Genomic DNA, 16,524 nt, shown 5'->3' on the forward strand with positions numbered 1-16,524 from the left:
TCCTTTTCTTATATATAATTAGAATTTCCCTGTACATGCTCAATAAATAGTTTTAATGGAACGAGCCCACGTTTTGGCATATGACTACTTATAATAGCTACTATTTCCAACTGAGGAATGATAACGATGTATTGTCCGCCGTATCCCATAGCAAAATATATACAATACGGTATGTGAAATCTTCCGTTATGTAATACCCACCAGTGATATCCATATGCACCGACATGTTCATATGTTTCAAATAGAGCCCTACTTGACTCTTCTAACCATTTCGCTGATACAATTTCTTTTTCATTCCAATATCCATTTTGCAAACATAACTTTCCTAATTTTAATAAATCGGTAGATTTCATTTTCATACCGAAGCCGCCGACATATATACCTTGCGGATCTTGTTGCCACTCGTATTCGTTAATTTCTAATGGATCAAATAAATATTTCTTTGCAAACCGCTCTGTCGACATTCCAGTAGCTTCTTGAATAATATAGCTCAGTAAATGAGAAGAACCTGAATTATAATTCATTTTTGTAGCAGGTTCTTCAATTATTGGCTTTTCTAATATGTACTGTACCCAGTTCTCTGATTCTACAAAGTCATTTGGGAATACTACTCCATTTCCAAACTCTTTCCAATCCTCACCAGTAGTCATTGTTAATAAGTGATAAAGCGTCAAATCATGTTTTTCCCCAGGTACATTTTCAATCCACTCTGTAATCGGTGTATGTATATCATTTATATAGCTCTTATCAAGAGCAATACCAATTAATAAAGATACAATACTTTTTGTAATCGAATTTATTTTATATAAGTTATTTGCACATTCAGGTGTTTTATAGTACTCAGTTGTTAATTCCCCTTTTTGATAAACAAGAAATGTATTCACTTTTTTCTTTTCGAATTTATTTTCTAGTTGCTTGAAATCCAAAAACTTTACCTCCATTTAAATAGTTACTCCATTTATTATATCTTGTTCCTTCATTTTAAACATAATTGTGCTCAAATAAAAATAAACCTGTCAGTCATAATGAACTGACAGGTTTATTTTTATAATTTCGTACGAACATTCCACAGCTCTGGGAAGAATTGTTGATCAAGTACTCGTTTTAAATAAGAAACACCGGAGGATCCACCTGTTCCCATTTTATGTCCAATAATTCGTTCTACTGTTTTCATATGACGAAAACGCCATTGTTGTAGCCAGTCTTCAATATCAATCAATTTTTCAGCAAGCTGATATAAATTCCAATATTTTTTCACATCCGCATACACTTCCAACCATGCTGCTTCTACTGTTGCATCTTCTTCATAAGGCTGCGTAATATCACGGTTTAACACATCTTTATGAATAGGGAATCCTTCTTTTACTAATGCTTGAATCGCGACATCATATAGACTTGGTGCATGTAGCGCTTTATGAAGTCGTGCATGTAATTCTGGATCCTTTTCATAAATTTTTAATGCGTGTGGCGTTTTATAGCCAAGTGCATACTCAATCATACGATATTGATACGATTGAAAACCTGAAGCTTGACCGAGTGAATCACGAAACTCAATATATTCTGATGGTGTTAATGTCGCAAGAATATCCCAAGATTGAATAATTTGAGACTGAATTTTTGATACACGTGCTAACATTTTAAAAGCTGGTTGTAATTTATCTTGTTTAATAGATTCAATCGCCGCATTTAGCTCATGTAAAATGAGCTTCATCCAAAGCTCACTTGCTTGGTGAATAACGATAAATAACATTTCATCATGATGGTCCGATAATCTTTTTTGAGAAGATAGTAAACTATCTAATTGTAAATACTCCCCATACGTCATATTCTCTTTAAAATCCGTATGAATCCCTTTTTCCATAATTACTTTTTCATTTTCTTTCATATTAGCCAAACGCCCCTTTTATATGATTCTACTTATATTGGTCTAATAACGGCTCGAACTGGACTTCCATCTGCATCAGTTAATGCAAGTGGTAATGCAATAAGTTCATAATCACCGACTGCTACATGATCTAGTACGACATTTTCTAAAATATGAATTCCATGTTTAAATAATTGATGATGCGCTGCTAATTCTTTATCATCTAGCGGATCAACTGATGGTACATCTACTCCGATTAAACGAATACCTTTCTCTGAAAGAAACGACGCTATGTCTGCACGTAAATGAGGGATCACCTCTGGAAATTCTTCAGCTTTTCCATGTGAAGATGTACGTAATAATAATCGTTCTACACCTTCTAAATGAAAGCTTTCTAATTCCTTTTTCCCGATGCTTTCAAGATTAGAAACGTCAATAATCCGTGCTGGGCCAACATAAACTTGAACATCTAAATCCAATACTTTCTTTCCATCATTATCAAAATGAAATGGTGCATCAATATGAGTGCCTGTATGAATACTCATCGTTAACTTTCCGACATTTACCGAGCCACTTTCTTCTTTTGACCATGAAACTTCATACGAGAACGGTGTGTCTCCTGGCCACGTTGCAATATTATTATTTAGCGGTTGTGAAATATCAATCCACTCTGATGTTTTCATATTTATGCCACAACCTCTCGCTTATTTTCAAACTGCTTATACTCTTTATTTTTCATAATTTTCTTTAATATTTGTACAGATTTCCACACTTCTTCGTATGTGTTATATAAAGCGACCGGCGCAAGTCTCACCCCATTTGGCGCTCTAAAATCTGGAATTACTCCATTTGCTTTTAGTGCTTTACATATACGTGCTGCTTCTGCATGCTCTAAATAAATGTGCCCGCCTCGTTTTTCATCCTCTAATGGATTTCCAATTGTAAATTCGAAATCTTTTAATTCATGTCCAATTAAATTCAGCATGTATCTCGTAATATGTAAAGATTTCTCACGTAAACGTTCAATACCAGCATCTTTGAAAATTTCAAGTGAACCAATTAATGGTGCTGTACTTAAAACGTGCGGTGTACCAATTTGATAAGCACCTGCATGATCAGCAGCTGTTAATGTATGCTCCATATCAAACTGCTTATCTTTTCTAGAACTAAACCATCCAGACAACCCTGGTAGTCTATTAAAATGTTTATTATTCACATAAATTCCTGCAACGCCACCCGGTCCTGCATTTAAATATTTATAATTGCACCAAACAGCAAAATCGACATCCCAATCTTTGAAATGATGCGGAATAGATCCTATTGAATGGCATAAATCAAATCCGATATGAATGCCGCGTTTATGAGCTTCCGTTGTTAAACGTTTCATATCCAGAATTTGACCACTTCTATATAAAACAGAAGGTAATAAAATTAAAGCGATATCATCTTCCATCGCATAAATAATATCTTCTTCAGAAAGTGTTCTACCATCTCGGCTTTTCACTCTTACTAGATGCTCATTTGGGTCTAATCCTTTTAGACGAATTTGACTTTGAAGTGCATAAATATCTGACGGGAAAGTTAATTCATCCGCAAGTATTTTTGTACGTATTCCTTTTGGTTCATAAAACGTCGCAATAACTTGGTGTATATTCGTAGTCGTAGAACCGGTTACAATAGTTTCTTCGGGTAAAGCTCCAATAAGAGGGGCTGTAAGTTTACCTAATTTCTCTGAAAGGAAAAACCACGGGTGCTCACCTTCTGTCCAGCCGTCAATGCCATACTCTTTCCAAGAATCTAGCAACGTAAGTAATGATTTCTCTGCTCTTTTTGAAAGTAGCCCTAATGAGTTTCCATCTAAATATATAGTACCTTCTTTTTTATAGAATTCAGTTTGAAAATCTTTCAGTTCATCATGTTTATCACATTCAAGCGCATACTCATAAGTTGGTTGAAATGGTTCTTTATACATGGTGTCACCTTCTCTTAATTTTCTTTTTATTCTAACTAATTGAAATATATCACCATAATTGATACAACGTCAATGATATTGTGTCAGTTGACTTTATATATGAACTTCTTTTACAATACAGTTATATTTTCAGATATTTCAGTATAAAGAGGTGATTCTTTGAAAAACTCTACTCTTTCATCAAGAAAACACCGCTCCTTAGAAACGAAGAAGAAACTATTACACTCTGGTTACACTATTTTTATAAATAATGGATTTCAAAAAACGACAATTACACAAATTATTAAACATGCAGAAACTGGTTATGGAACAGCATATGTATACTTCAAAAACAAAGATGATCTCCTAATTAGTTTAATGGAAGATGTTATGAATCAATTTTATAATATTGCTGAGCTCTCTTTTTCTCCACAAACAAAAGAGGAAGCACGTATAATGATCCAAAATCAAGTTAGAGCATTCCTGCAATTAGCAGATGAAGAACGCGCTATTTTGCAAGTTGTAGAGGAAGCGATAGGATTATCAAGAGAAATACGGCAAAAATGGGATGAGATTCGGGAACGTTTTATAACAAGTATTAAACAGGATATTACTTACTCTCAAGAAAGTGGATTAGCACAACCTAATTTAAATAAAGAGATTGTAGCACGCGGTTGGTTCGCGATGAATGAATCGTTTCTTTGGACTATTACGCAAAATGATAAAAAGATTAACTTAGAGGAAATTGTGTATACGTTAACGGAGATGTATACGACCGGGTTATATAAATAGCACACCTTCAATAAGTAAGGTGTGTTATTTTACATCTATAAAAATATATTATCTGGGTATGGTAGCGCTAAAGTAGGCTTTTCAGAAAATGAGAAATATTGTAGTTTTAAAGATTCACCATCTATCGATTTCAGTTTTCCACTAGTAATTTCACATTCAAACACAACAACAATATATTCTACTTGATCGCCATTCGGATATATATGACGGAACCTTTCCCCTCCAAATACCCCTTTTTGTTTTTTTACTTGCACTTTCAAACCCGTTTCTTCCCACACTTCACGAACTACCGCTTCTTCTGGAGTTTCTCCAGGCTCAATTGCTCCAGCTGGCAAACTCCAGTATTCCCCGCCAGGATATTGAAACAAAATATCTCCCTGCCCATTCTTTATAACAGCAGCTACACTCGGTATTAGAATTAGTTCATGGCCTAATTGCTCACGGATTTTTTTATAATATAGCGACATCGACATATAATTCCCTCCCACTCCAATAATAAACAACTGTATTTTCTGACACCTATTGTATAAGAATACCAATAACAATTTCTATATAGAAAGGATAAGAAAATTACTCCCCTTTATATCTGCTACACTAGATAATTTATACAGTTCTAAACCTCGCGTTTTCCATTCTTGTGAATCTTGTTTAATTATCTTTTTAAAATATTTTAGTAGTGGCCATAAAGCATACTCCTTATGATCTACATAACTAATAACATCCCATTTTAACTTTTCATTAATTTCACTCATAAGTTCGGGTATTACTACTTCACCATATTTTTTAAAACATTCATGAGTTTCTTCGTAATTTTAAAATAAAGTTTGATTAAAAATATCGTGTTAACCCGTATTCTATGGTAAATAAAAAGAATCCATTTTGAAAAAGATTGATCAAAATGGATTCTTATCCAGCAGGTTTATGTTTTGGTTTTATAAAAAAGTTTGATCATTTTCTATCAATGAAAACAATTAATTGACTATTTTTATTATGAAAAGGTCGGAGCAGGAAATTCATCAATTTTGATACGAAGTAAACTATAAGGTTTCTGTCGTAAGTCTTTTCCATAATGAAATCTAGGCTGTCGATGTAATTGGTTCACAATGACATACAAATATTGATCCGGACCAATTGAAAAAGTATCCGGCCACAAAATTCTCGGATCATGTGCAATAGTTTCCATTATGCCATTTGGCAATATCTTACGAATACTGTTGTTTTCATAATCTCCAGCATAAACAGTTCCCTTTGCATCAGTGATCATTCCATCAGACGCACCTTTTTCTCCCCAATACTCCACATGATAAGGTAAATTCATGTCCGATATCGTTCTGTCTCTCAGGGCTTCTGTTGAGATCGAGAACAAATGCCGACTGGTTAGTGGAGCAAAAAATAATATCTTTCCATCAGGAGAAATCGCAAGACTATCAGACGCCAATCTAAATGGAGAAGTTGAACCGTCTTTGTTTCGATTCATTAAAATTTGACCTTCTACTTTCGGTAAAAAATAGGGATCGGGTGAAGTTGAATTTGCTCCATTTAACCGTCTAAACGCGTTTCCATTTGATAAATCTACGACGATAATAGCTCCTGGTCCTCTTGAAGAAGAATCCGTTATATAGGCATAACCTGCTTTTCCAACACGAAAATCAAAACGGACATCATTCAGATAAGTTGTAGGCAGGACAACATCTTCTGTAAAGGTATATACTTTTCTTATTGTATTGGTTTCTAAATCAACAGCGACTAATTTTGCCCCCCCTTTAATAGGTTCAGAAAAATTGGGTGCCGCTGTATCTAATATCCAAAGCGTTCCCCTTCCATCAGCAACTACACTTTGGACACTGATGAAAGTCATTGGGATATTCTCGGGGTTAACCAAATTGGTTTGTAAATTAGGATAAGGCTGCAATTTATCCTCAAAAATTTCCGCCACCGTAAATTTAACATCGTCTCCCCATTTCGGAAAGCAAATGAAAATACGACCGGTTTCTGAAACAGTAACACCTGTAGGCATAGCCCCATAAAATGCATAAACTAGTTCTAAATTACCGAAATATTTTTCACTAGGTAACATAGGTTTCATAATATCCTCCTCAAGCATTCAAACGGGATATCTCCTATATATGATTTATATTTTTTCTAGTGCATGTTTCTTAATAAGTTTTTCTATACGAAAAGATGATTGAATTGATTGTTTTCGAAATTTAATAAGTCTGTCAGAAGAAAGGAAACATTTTAATTTAAAGGTCTCCAGATGAAGTAGAATTCAATTAGCAGGTAGCGAAGTTCAATATTCCCGAATCAACGTTAAGCTAGTATAAAAAATGGGGAAATTTCCCCATTTAAATTTGTGAAAAAATGTACTTAAGCTAAACTGCCCGTTAGTTTAAGTGTAACACTTCACAAACAATCTTTTGAGTATTCTTATTATTCCTGTTTCCTCAACAATCTGGCCCTTTAATTGAACAATACAACTGAAATTTAAGGGGCAAAAAAAACCTTATATTAATACAGGGTTTTATCAATCTTTTTTATAAATTATCAAACTTTATTTTAAATCAATACCACACTTTATTCCATGTTCCATGAGTGACTAACGGGTGCTTTGAACAAGAAAATAAAGGTGAGTACATATTATACATGACTAATATGCGCTCACCTTTATTTTTTAAAGATTTTTAGCTTTTAGGTCTTGATAATAATTTTTAGTGGTTGTATTAACAATTTATATTTAGTAAAATTGCTTTTTATGAATTTGATATAAGTCCAAAGAATTTCCTGGTCAATATAATAACGTATATCAGCACACTTTTTCTTTATTTATTCTACTTACAATTCCAACTATAAATTTATATTCAATCCTCCTCTTCTTAGTTTTTTTAAACCCTTCTTTCGTATCAAAAATAAAACACGTTTTCCGAAACCAAATTCGTACATATAAAGACTCAAAATAAATAGGTTTTATAATTCCTCGTTCCTCAAATTCAGTTCCATCTTTATTTTCAGTTTCTGTTCGAACGAACCACCTATTTCCGAAGCCAATTTCAATATACTTCACATAAGTCCCCCTTTCGGAAATTAATTTCTAACTGTTCTATTATTTCCCCGGCAAGCGCACATTCCGACAGAACATGAGCCCACAAAGAAAAAGTAGATTACAAAAATCTACTTTATAACTTATATTTTTGCATTCGTTTATAAAATGTACTACGGGGTACATCTAATAGTTTTGCAGCTAATGAAACATTTCCGTTTGTCTTTTGTAATGCTTCAATCATGCTATCACGCTGTATTTTTTCGCGAAAATTCAATGTATGTTCGGTTTTATTTTCAACTTGTAACTCAAGTTGTTGTTGATTTCCCATCATTGTTTGTATCAAAAGAGCGACTTGTTTTTCGCATATTTCCCGTCCTTGCGACAAAATGTAAATGCGTTCTAATGCATTTACTAGTTCTCGAATATTTCCGGGCCATGTATGTTGTAAAAATTGATTGCAAATACTCTTCGAAAATACAACATTCCAATTCTTCTGTTCGCAAAAGTGTTGTATAAAATATGGGATATCCTCTTTTCTTTCTATTAACGATGGAACATATAACGGATAAACGTGCAAACGATAATATAAATCTTGACGGAATTTCCCTTCTTCTACTAACCGTAGTAAATCTTTATGTGTGGCAGTAATAATACGAATATTTACTGGTACCTCTTTTGAACTTCCTATTGGAGTTATTGTACGTTCTTGTAAAACACGCAATAATGCTACTTGCATCTCTGGTGGTACTTCACCAATTTCATCTAAAAATAATGTTCCTCCATTCGCTTGTTCAAATTTCCCTTTATATCCTTGACGTCGCGCACCTGTAAATGCACCTTCAGCATAACCGAACAATTCACTTTCTATTAATTCTTTAGGCAAAGAACCGCAGTTAACAGCTATAAAGGGCCCGTCTTTTCTTGGACTATTTTCATGAATCGCTCTCGCGACATATTCCTTTCCCACTCCTGTCTCACCACATACATACACACTAGCATCAGTCGGTGAAACAAGCTTAATTTCTTCTAGTGTGTGTTGAAATGCTCTGCTTGTCCCAGTAACTCCTGGAAAAGTAATTCCTTTTATAAATGTGAGAGCAGAATATGTATTCATTTGTTCGTTTTCCTTTAAATACATACATTTCCCAATCATTCTTTCATTACTATATACTGGTATCTCTAATTTAGTTTCTAATCCATGGTGCATTAACTCTTCAAGTTTCATTCTTGACCAATTATTTATTCGTTCACGAACGCTCTTACTCGCAGAAACGATAACATCACGATGATTACAAATAACTACTTGTTCATCACTATCAATGACATCTAAAAAACGATGAATTAAGTGTAATTCATTTTGATGAACTCTTATGCTACATTCACGTTCTATCGCATGTGCAATTGAAGTTACCATACCGAGCATATATGGATGCGAAAATTCAATTGGACAGGAGAAATCTAGAACACCAATTAATTTCCCGTCATCATTATGAATGGGAGCAGCCGCACAACTCCAGCTATGAGATACCACGGAGTAATGTTCAGTACCACTTATCATAATAGCTTCTTCAATTTCTAGCGCTGTTCCTATTGCGTTTGTCCCCACAGCTGCTTCCGTCCATTTTACACCTTCAATAAAATTAATATGTTTCGCTCGCTTTAACGTTTGTTTATTTCCACTTAACGATAGAACATAACCATCTGGATCGATTAATAATGCCATCATTTGTAGTTCATCAATGGTTTTTCTCATATTTTGTATTTGAGGGATTGCGATATCTAGGAAGATTTCACTCTTTTTCTTTTGATCTTGAAAAAAATTAGAAGACAAAATTTTCTGACCTTTATTCATGTGAGGATTCACATTTGCTTGTTTACATCGATGCCATGACTCTGAAATTCTTTCGTTTATACGGTTCGAATCAAGGACTCCTTCATTAATAAACTTTTTCCATGTATGTAAGTAAAACGGTGAAGCTAACATTGTATCATCTCCCTATTCATTGTTTTGGAGATCTGTAAAAACATACTTTTATTATAAAACTGAATAAAAGCGTTTTCAATAAAACTAGAAAGACGACACAAATATGTTAATAATTTGAATATCTTAATGCACTTCTTTATTCTTTTTTAGTAGCACTATATTTTGTATAATGGAAGCAAAGAAAATACATAACCAAAACCACTTTTGTGGATTACCGTTTATAAAGAAAACAATCACGGCTATTGCAAATAAAATAGTGGATGCTAAACTAAAATATAATTTTGTTTTCATTCCTATTATCCCTCACCCCTCTATTACTTTACAGTACATACTAACTCTTCATTTTTCATCTCTACTATGTACTCCTGTAAAACATATTCTTTCCCGCCATGGTTTTCATACCATTCATGTATTCTTCTAATATGCCTCTCGTCACTTCTAATTTTCGATTCTATTTCTTTATACTGTTCATAACTATCATATTCCCATATGGCAAATACTTCAGACGTACCATTCTTATTATCTTTCATCCAGCGTCCTATTAGCTTAGAACCATGCTTTAATTGATTAGGTAAGTTCGTGTTATTGAAATGATCATTAAATACTTCTATGAATTCATTTTTCACTACATAGTACTTCCTTCTGTAAAACATACTTCTTCACCTCTTTTATGAAAAGTATCAGTAAACCTTCCCATCACTACCGTATTATAATACTTTCCGTCCGATAGTCTTTTGTCATTTTTCAAAACGCCTTCTACTTCAAAACCTAATTTTTTATAAAGATGAATAGCTTTCTCGTTTGTCTCTAATACTTGTAAAGATATTTTATTTACTGCATTTTCGTCAGCCCATTTAATAGATTGTTGTAATAGGCTCTTACCCATTTTATATCCCCAAAACTCTTTTAAAATGCAAACGCCAAACTCCACTTTATGAGATAATCTCTTAAAATTTGATCCTTCACACCTTGAAAATCCAACGATTCGATTGTGCACTTCTGCAACTAAAAAGAGATTCTTCGTCTCTTCACTATCTGTTTTTATTATTTTTTGAAATCCTAGATTATCTATAAATCCCTCTCCAGCATCTCTATCCATATTTTCAGTTTCTCCATCAATCTGAACTCTAATTTTCGATAACTGGTCAGCATCTTTCTCAGCTGCAGAACGAATTGTATAAGTTAATCCATTTATATGAAACTCTTGCTCTTTTACAATCATGTCAAACTCCTTTCAAATGAATATAATGGCGCTATTACAACTTGTTTACCTTGTTTCTCAAAGTCCTGAACAGTTTCTTTACTAGCCTCTTCGTCAGTTATAATAATGTCAATTTTTTTTAGAGACTCTCCTCTTATAAAACAATCTATTCCAAGTTTATTATGCGGAACTAAACAAATATTTCTTCTAGCAATTTCACTTACTCTTTTACTAAAATAAGCAACTTCAGGTGTTGCGGTACTAATACCTTGTAATGAAATGCCTCCACCTGTAGAGAAATACAGATCAATAGAAAATCTACTTATCAATTCAGAGGCAAGTGTATCAGTAATATTCCCTGAAGGTTTTACTTTTCCGCCAATTAAATACGTATCAATATTCTTATATTCTCGTAGATAACCAGCTATTTCTATAGAATTCGTAATAACCGTAAATGATACTTCCGGTAAATATTTCAGCATCGCATTATGAACGGAAGCCCCACCAATAAAAATTGAATCACCTTCTTGTATATAAGATACCGCAACTCTTGCAATTGTGTCCTCATATATTGAGCTATCACTATAACGTTTAGTTGGTTCCGCAGCTAAGTTTCTCACTCGCGTAAGTTCAATTGCACCTCCGTGCGTTCTTTTTAATAAACCATCCTTTTCCATAATAGACAAATCTCTTCTTATAGAATCAATAGACATATCAAATCTTTCCGCAAGATCCTTTGCTATTACTCTTCCATCTGTATTAAGTAGTTCTAAAATTTTCTCTCGACGTTCTTCAGTAAACATGTTATCACCACCGTTATTGAAGGTTCAGAAACTTAAACTTTATTTTAATTATATGCATGCCTCTTCCGTTTTACAATATTTTCAATTCTTATTTATTCCGTTTTATACAGTCTTCTCCCTCTTTCTATCCTGTTAACTTGACAACCAAATAAATGTATATCTGTATATTACGCAAAAATACTTCCATTTACCTTCCTATTTATGTAAAATTATTCCTATGTTTTACTTTTTAATACAGAAAGGGATTACTATGAAATCATTAATCAAAACGACATGTACAGCATTATTATTTACTGGAATATTAACAGGATGTAATAGCAATACTACATCAAAACAAGAAAAGAGCGCTCTCGAAAAGAATGCAATGCACTATGGAGAAATAGTTAAAAACGAATACTATAGAGCAACAGTTGAGAATGCAAAGTTTGAAAAAATAGACAAAGAGCGGCGCCTTACTACTCGTGTTATGATTAATAATGTTCGAGACGATGGACAAACTATTGATCTTTCGGAAATAGAATATTTCATACAAGATGAAAAAACTGGTGAGAAATATGAAGGTGAAGCTCATCCGATAGATGACGAGCACTATAAAAATGTTCCACACGAATTCTCTTTAACTACTGACGTTGTATTTGAACTGAAAACTTCACCAAAAGATTTAAATAATATGTATTTATACATAGATAGCAAAGCTGCGCCGTTAACAAATACATATTGGAAGCTTGATAATTTAGTATCTAAATAGAAAGACCAGTCTTATACGACTGGTCTTTTTACATTCATACATTTAACACTTTCATTAACACTTATATTAATTTTCTAATAACAACTTGAATAACATCAGCTAAACCAGTGTGTCCTTTCCCTTCAACTCGCTCTTGTTCTCCATTAAAGAAATGAATTACCTTATGTTCTTCACACCAAGTAAGGATATCAATTGGATCATACAGCATATCAACATCTTTTGGTCCACCAGTACAATAGTTTATTTGTTTTTTTGAGTAAACTTCAAACATAATTAATCCACCAGGTTTTATCGTTTGTATCATTTTATCTAATATCATTTTTTTATAATCATCATGAAAATGTCCAAATACCATAATTGCCGCATCATATTCATTTTCTGGCAAACTATCAGCTAATAAATCTACTTTTTTTGTATGCACGTTTACGTTATGCTTCTCTGCCAATTTTTTTGTCTTTTCTAATCCATCTTCCGAATAATCAATAGCTGTTACTTCGTTCCCTTGTCTTGCTAGAAATACAGCATTTCTACCTTCTCCCTCCGCAAATGCTATTACTTTATTGTGATTTGCTAAACGAAATGCTTGTTCTTTAATAAATGTATTAGGTTCTTCCCCGTAAAAATATTCATCTGATTTATATCGATCATTCCAAAAATTATTCATCATCTTCTCTCCTTCTTCATATCATTTTCTAACTACAATTAAAGATATTAAAGAGCCTCTTTATCCTTAATTAATTTAAAAATAAAAGCAGATTAAAAATCCACTTTTATTTTTTTCGCAAGATCTACGATTTTTTGATTTCTTAACTCTTCTTCCATTTTCTCTTCTGCTGCGAGCATTGCCTCATTAATTAAACATCCAGGTTTGTCATGTAAACAACAGTCAAACAATGATGTTTTGCCTTCAATTGCATGTATAATATCTAAAAATGAAATATCTTCCCAATTCTTACTAAGCGAGTAACCGCCCTTTGGACCAGATGATGAGTGTATCATCCCTTCCTTCGTCAACTTAGTTAGTATTTTAGACAAGTACGTTGGTGAAACATTTTGCATTTCTGCTAATTGGTGAACACTAACTAACTTATTTGGTGTGGCCTTTGCCAGAAAAAGCATTGTATGAAGAGCATAATTTGTAGCTTTAGAATATTTCATAGTACAGCTCCTATTGTAGACTTCATGTATCTACAATAACTTTATTTTTTTATTATGTCAAACGTTTGTAATACTCCATACAACATTATTTCTTCACAAGTAATACATCTGCTGCGCAAATCGTCACTTCTCTAAACGGAGAGTCAAATAAAACGCCTAGTTCAAAACCATCTTCAGTAAGAGCTATTTCATGATATAACCACCAAGCATTTTCAAAGTTTTCCGGCATAGAACACTGTGTTACTCCTATAAAGGTTACTTCAAGTTTATCAAATTCACTAAAAGTACCACTGCAATCTAATACGATAGACAAAGTATCTTCTGATTCTCTCTTTATTACTTTAATTACACTATCGTGTAGTGATGTCTTGTGTAACTGAGCGACATTTGACGGAAGTTTTTTCTCAATGGAATTAAAATATTCTACGTATGATTGATCTAATTGTGCCATTCTTTTCTCATAATCTGTTGTCCACTCTTGCATAAGTTTTTTCAGTTCACCTGATGGGTATTCTGAATTAATTGTTATGTTTTGTATAATTGAGTATATCGATTCAGGAAGGAATTTTAATAAATCTATTTTCCTTTCCTCTATTTCTTCCTTTAAACTTTGTATATCCATTTCCGACCATTCTTTTATAGACTCTATAAAACTTATAAATTCTAAAACTTGCATTTTTTTATACCATTCTCTTGTAAAATATTTCAATGACACCTCTCCTAAAATATCTTTACATCCAGTAAAAGCAATACATCCACTTATTATATCATTCCAATAACCATTTTTTCTAAAGAAATAATGTAAAAATGTAAATATTCCGCCTATTATTTCTAAAACTTCAGAATATTTACAAAAGTATAAAATTAGAATACATTTTAGCTGTACAAGATTCACCTGTACAAAAATTCAAACAAAAAGGGATGGTTATATGTTGAAGAAATTAGTAGCAGGGACATTAGTAGCGGGTTTTGCATTAACTGGAGGACTAGGTGCAGTAAGTGCTGAGGAAAAAAGTAACACAATTAAGTCATTTGATTATTTAAAAGTGGATGAACAAAATGTTAATTCATTTGCAAAATTAAGTGATCAGGATAAGAAAGATATCCAAATTACTATGGTATTACCAGAGCAAAATGAAAATGGAGATTGGCTAGCTTATGGTTTTACTAGCCGCGAAACATTGGATGCGTATATTGCAAAGGATAAAAAAGCAATTAAAAATAATATTAATCCTTTAGGTAGCGGTGCTGGTAGTACTGATTTTTACGAACATAAAGATAAAGGTGGTCAATATATTTACTGGAGCAGCGGCTTTAAAAACTTACCATCTAGCTGGAATGACAGAATTTCTTCTGTAAGTACAGCCTCACCTTCTGCAAGTTATTCAACGACACTTTGGGAGCACACTTCAACACAAGGATATGGAAAAGGTGTTATATTTAAACACGCTGATTGGTATGGTAAAACTGCTAATTTAGCTCCTGATTGGAACGATATTACTTCAGCGATTGAAATTAAAAAATAATAAGATATTCTATTAATAAAAAATCAAACCACTATTCTCTTATTTGTTTAGAGAATAGTGGTTTATTATATTTCCATTTAAGCATGTACAGCATGTCCTACCGCTTGCATTAACGCTTCATGAATTGCTTCTGATAAAGTAGGGTGTGCTGCAATATAATCTCTCATTATATCAGCGGTAACTTCTGTATGAATCATTACGGTTCCTTGACCAATAAGTTCAGTTGCATGAGGACCGATAATAGAAATCCCTACAATTTCTTGGTATTTAGGTTCTACAATGACTTTTACTTTACCTACTTGTTCTCCTAAAATAAGAGCTTTTCCGTTCGCTGTAAAAGGAAATTCTCCGATGAGAATATCACCATATTGTTCTCTTGCACCTTTTTCACTTAACCCGACACTAGCTATTTCTGGAGCTGTGTATATACAACGGGGCACAGCGTGATAATTTACTTTCACGTCTTCTCCGCTTGCGTGTAATGCTGCTGTCGTTCCTTCATGGAAGGCAACGTGAGCAAGCTGAATTCCACCAATCACATCACCAGCTGCGTAAATATGCGATACGTTCGTTTGCATATGTTCATTCACAGCAATCCCTTTATTTGAAAACTGAACCCCTGCCTTTTCTAATCCTAATTGTTGCACTCGTGGTTTTCTTCCTACAGAAACAAGAACAAATTCTGGAGTTACTTCGTGAGTAATTCCCTCGTATTCAAATGAAGCTTGCTTCTTATAGTTATTTAAACCTTTTAAAACTGCTCCCGTAAAAATTTTCACCCCATCTTTTTCTAATTTCTCTCTTAAAGTATTCGCGATATCTTCATCTTCACCAGGTATTAATTGCGGTGCCATTTCAACTATCGATACTTTTGTGCCAAGTCTACTATAAATGCTTGCAAACTCGCATCCTATTACACCACCGCCAACGATTAACAATGACGATGGTACACTCTCAAGAGACATGGCATGGCTACTATTTAAAATCCATTTTCCATCGAACGGAGCGAATGGTAATTCTGTAGGTTCGGAACCAGATGCGATAATAAAGCTCTCTCCATCAACTACTTCTTCTTTATTTCCTTGTACAACTCGCACACGATGATCCGTTTCGAATTTCGCTTTTCCTTTTACAACTTTAATTTTATTTTTCTTCATTAAATATTGTATTCCTTGGACGAGTTGCATTACGATTTGTGATTTTCTCGCCTGTATTTGATCCCAATCAATTGATATACTTCCTGTATTAAGCGTAACTCCATAATCATTCGCTTTTCTCACAATGTCATGTATTTCAGCACTTTCTAACAGTGATTTCGTAGGCATACAACCAACATTTAAACACGTTCCGCCAAGGTCAGCTTCATCAATAAGAGTGACATCTTTGCCATTTTGAGCCGCGGTAATTGCTGCTACATAGCCAGCAGGTCCGCCCCCAATAACAACTAATTTACTCAT

General features: G+C 33.5%; 18 protein-coding genes. 3 read left to right on the forward strand and 15 right to left on the reverse strand.

What is annotated here, in order from left to right:
• Positions 1 to 8 precede the first annotated feature (8 nt).
• From ACO6VI_RS18195 to kynU, 4 genes are all read right to left on the reverse strand, one after another.
• Positions 9 to 926 carry a serine hydrolase domain-containing protein gene (locus ACO6VI_RS18195; RefSeq protein ID WP_029442518.1) on the reverse strand — a complete coding sequence of 306 codons (918 nt, stop codon included), beginning with the start codon at positions 924 to 926 and terminating at the stop codon, positions 9 to 11.
• 119 nt (positions 927 to 1,045) lie between these two features.
• Positions 1,046 to 1,885: a tryptophan 2,3-dioxygenase gene (gene kynA / locus ACO6VI_RS18200; protein ID WP_000661957.1), complete on the reverse strand. Its 840-nt coding sequence runs from the start codon at positions 1,883 to 1,885 to the stop codon at positions 1,046 to 1,048.
• Between the two features lie 32 nt (positions 1,886 to 1,917).
• A complete protein-coding gene (gene kynB, locus ACO6VI_RS18205) occupies positions 1,918 to 2,547 on the reverse strand; it encodes an arylformamidase (RefSeq protein ID WP_063547486.1) in 630 nt (209 codons plus the stop codon).
• Between the two features lie 2 nt (positions 2,548 to 2,549).
• A complete protein-coding gene (gene kynU / locus ACO6VI_RS18210; RefSeq protein ID WP_161519859.1) occupies positions 2,550 to 3,836 on the reverse strand; it encodes a kynureninase in 1,287 nt (428 codons plus the stop codon).
• Positions 3,837 to 3,995: 159 nt separating this feature from the next.
• Between kynU and ACO6VI_RS18215 the strand changes: the two genes are divergently transcribed.
• Positions 3,996 to 4,607 carry a TetR/AcrR family transcriptional regulator gene (locus tag ACO6VI_RS18215; protein ID WP_000798534.1) on the forward strand — a complete coding sequence of 204 codons (612 nt, stop codon included), beginning with the start codon at positions 3,996 to 3,998 and terminating at the stop codon, positions 4,605 to 4,607.
• A gap of 35 nt (positions 4,608 to 4,642) precedes the next feature.
• Here the strand turns inward: ACO6VI_RS18215 and ACO6VI_RS18220 are convergent, their stop codons facing one another.
• The 7 genes from ACO6VI_RS18220 to ACO6VI_RS18250 form a co-directional block, all read right to left on the reverse strand.
• Positions 4,643 to 5,080, reverse strand: a complete 438-nt coding sequence (locus tag ACO6VI_RS18220; RefSeq protein ID WP_000062938.1) for an NUDIX hydrolase — start codon at positions 5,078 to 5,080, stop codon at positions 4,643 to 4,645.
• Between the two features lie 515 nt (positions 5,081 to 5,595).
• Positions 5,596 to 6,693: an L-dopachrome tautomerase-related protein gene (locus ACO6VI_RS18225; protein ID WP_069355723.1), complete on the reverse strand. Its 1,098-nt coding sequence runs from the start codon at positions 6,691 to 6,693 to the stop codon at positions 5,596 to 5,598.
• Positions 6,694 to 7,410: 717 nt separating this feature from the next.
• Positions 7,411 to 7,668, reverse strand: a complete 258-nt coding sequence (locus ACO6VI_RS18230) for a DUF3977 family protein (protein WP_000873825.1) — start codon at positions 7,666 to 7,668, stop codon at positions 7,411 to 7,413.
• A gap of 112 nt (positions 7,669 to 7,780) precedes the next feature.
• Positions 7,781 to 9,631, reverse strand: coding sequence for a sigma-54-dependent Fis family transcriptional regulator (locus ACO6VI_RS18235; RefSeq protein ID WP_422423779.1), 1,851 nt, complete (start codon positions 9,629 to 9,631; stop codon positions 7,781 to 7,783).
• Between the two features lie 314 nt (positions 9,632 to 9,945).
• Positions 9,946 to 10,284, reverse strand: coding sequence for an NIPSNAP family protein (locus ACO6VI_RS18240; RefSeq protein ID WP_000499988.1), 339 nt, complete (start codon positions 10,282 to 10,284; stop codon positions 9,946 to 9,948).
• A complete protein-coding gene (locus tag ACO6VI_RS18245) occupies positions 10,257 to 10,853 on the reverse strand; it encodes a GNAT family N-acetyltransferase (RefSeq protein WP_000635672.1) in 597 nt (198 codons plus the stop codon). The genes ACO6VI_RS18240 and ACO6VI_RS18245 overlap by 28 nt, the downstream gene beginning before the upstream one ends.
• Positions 10,850 to 11,635: a DeoR/GlpR family DNA-binding transcription regulator gene (locus ACO6VI_RS18250; RefSeq protein ID WP_000493642.1), complete on the reverse strand. Its 786-nt coding sequence runs from the start codon at positions 11,633 to 11,635 to the stop codon at positions 10,850 to 10,852. Before ACO6VI_RS18250 ends, ACO6VI_RS18245 begins: the two co-directional genes overlap by 4 nt.
• A gap of 250 nt (positions 11,636 to 11,885) precedes the next feature.
• Between ACO6VI_RS18250 and ACO6VI_RS18255 the strand changes: the two genes are divergently transcribed.
• Positions 11,886 to 12,383 carry a hypothetical protein gene (locus tag ACO6VI_RS18255; RefSeq protein ID WP_063547498.1) on the forward strand — a complete coding sequence of 166 codons (498 nt, stop codon included), beginning with the start codon at positions 11,886 to 11,888 and terminating at the stop codon, positions 12,381 to 12,383.
• A 61-nt stretch (positions 12,384 to 12,444) separates the two neighbouring features.
• Here the strand turns inward: ACO6VI_RS18255 and ACO6VI_RS18260 are convergent, their stop codons facing one another.
• From ACO6VI_RS18260 to ACO6VI_RS18270, 3 genes are all read right to left on the reverse strand, one after another.
• The gene (locus ACO6VI_RS18260) at positions 12,445 to 13,050 is read right to left on the reverse strand and encodes a class I SAM-dependent methyltransferase (RefSeq protein WP_063547500.1); all 606 of its coding nucleotides are present in this window, start codon (positions 13,048 to 13,050) and stop codon (positions 12,445 to 12,447) included.
• 89 nt (positions 13,051 to 13,139) lie between these two features.
• Entirely contained in the window at positions 13,140 to 13,541 is a 402-nt protein-coding gene (locus ACO6VI_RS18265; protein ID WP_000877649.1) for an Rrf2 family transcriptional regulator, read from the reverse strand.
• Between the two features lie 85 nt (positions 13,542 to 13,626).
• Positions 13,627 to 14,250 carry a DUF4085 domain-containing protein gene (locus ACO6VI_RS18270; RefSeq protein WP_063547502.1) on the reverse strand — a complete coding sequence of 208 codons (624 nt, stop codon included), beginning with the start codon at positions 14,248 to 14,250 and terminating at the stop codon, positions 13,627 to 13,629.
• Positions 14,251 to 14,470: 220 nt separating this feature from the next.
• On the opposite strand from ACO6VI_RS18270, the gene ACO6VI_RS18275 reads away from it, so the two are divergent.
• Positions 14,471 to 15,067 carry a hypothetical protein gene (locus ACO6VI_RS18275; protein ID WP_000914433.1) on the forward strand — a complete coding sequence of 199 codons (597 nt, stop codon included), beginning with the start codon at positions 14,471 to 14,473 and terminating at the stop codon, positions 15,065 to 15,067.
• A gap of 77 nt (positions 15,068 to 15,144) precedes the next feature.
• Here ACO6VI_RS18275 and lpdA read toward each other — a convergent pair whose 3' ends face one another.
• Positions 15,145 to 16,524 carry a dihydrolipoyl dehydrogenase gene (gene lpdA / locus ACO6VI_RS18280; RefSeq protein ID WP_063547504.1) on the reverse strand — a complete coding sequence of 460 codons (1,380 nt, stop codon included), beginning with the start codon at positions 16,522 to 16,524 and terminating at the stop codon, positions 15,145 to 15,147.

Source organism: Bacillus sp. PSXD-155, assembly GCF_049310765.1.
GTDB classification, from domain to species: Bacteria; Bacillota; Bacilli; order Bacillales; family Bacillaceae_G; genus Bacillus_A; species Bacillus_A cereus.

Bases quoted from the DNA above. Each gene is read 5' to 3' on its own strand.
- kynU (WP_161519859.1), bottom strand. From the start codon at position 3,836: ATGTATAAAGAACCATTTCAACCAACTTATGAGTATGCGCTTGAATGT.
- ACO6VI_RS18255 (WP_063547498.1), top strand. From the start codon at position 11,886: ATGAAATCATTAATCAAAACGACATGTACAGCATTATTATTTACTGGA.
- kynA (WP_000661957.1), bottom strand. From the start codon at position 1,885: ATGAAAGAAAATGAAAAAGTAATTATGGAAAAAGGGATTCATACGGAT.
- ACO6VI_RS18260 (WP_063547500.1), bottom strand. From the start codon at position 13,050: ATGATGAATAATTTTTGGAATGATCGATATAAATCAGATGAATATTTT.
- ACO6VI_RS18235 (WP_422423779.1), bottom strand. From the start codon at position 9,631: ATGTTAGCTTCACCGTTTTACTTACATACATGGAAAAAGTTTATTAAT.
- ACO6VI_RS18245 (WP_000635672.1), bottom strand. From the start codon at position 10,853: ATGATTGTAAAAGAGCAAGAGTTTCATATAAATGGATTAACTTATACA.
- ACO6VI_RS18225 (WP_069355723.1), bottom strand. From the start codon at position 6,693: ATGAAACCTATGTTACCTAGTGAAAAATATTTCGGTAATTTAGAACTA.
- lpdA (WP_063547504.1), bottom strand. From the start codon at position 16,524: ATGAGTAAATTAGTTGTTATTGGGGGCGGACCTGCTGGCTATGTAGCA.
- ACO6VI_RS18265 (WP_000877649.1), bottom strand. From the start codon at position 13,541: ATGAAATATTCTAAAGCTACAAATTATGCTCTTCATACAATGCTTTTT.
- ACO6VI_RS18240 (WP_000499988.1), bottom strand. From the start codon at position 10,284: ATGTTTTACAGAAGGAAGTACTATGTAGTGAAAAATGAATTCATAGAA.
- ACO6VI_RS18275 (WP_000914433.1), top strand. From the start codon at position 14,471: ATGTTGAAGAAATTAGTAGCAGGGACATTAGTAGCGGGTTTTGCATTA.
- ACO6VI_RS18220 (WP_000062938.1), bottom strand. From the start codon at position 5,080: ATGTCGATGTCGCTATATTATAAAAAAATCCGTGAGCAATTAGGCCAT.
- ACO6VI_RS18250 (WP_000493642.1), bottom strand. From the start codon at position 11,635: ATGTTTACTGAAGAACGTCGAGAGAAAATTTTAGAACTACTTAATACA.
- kynB (WP_063547486.1), bottom strand. From the start codon at position 2,547: ATGAAAACATCAGAGTGGATTGATATTTCACAACCGCTAAATAATAAT.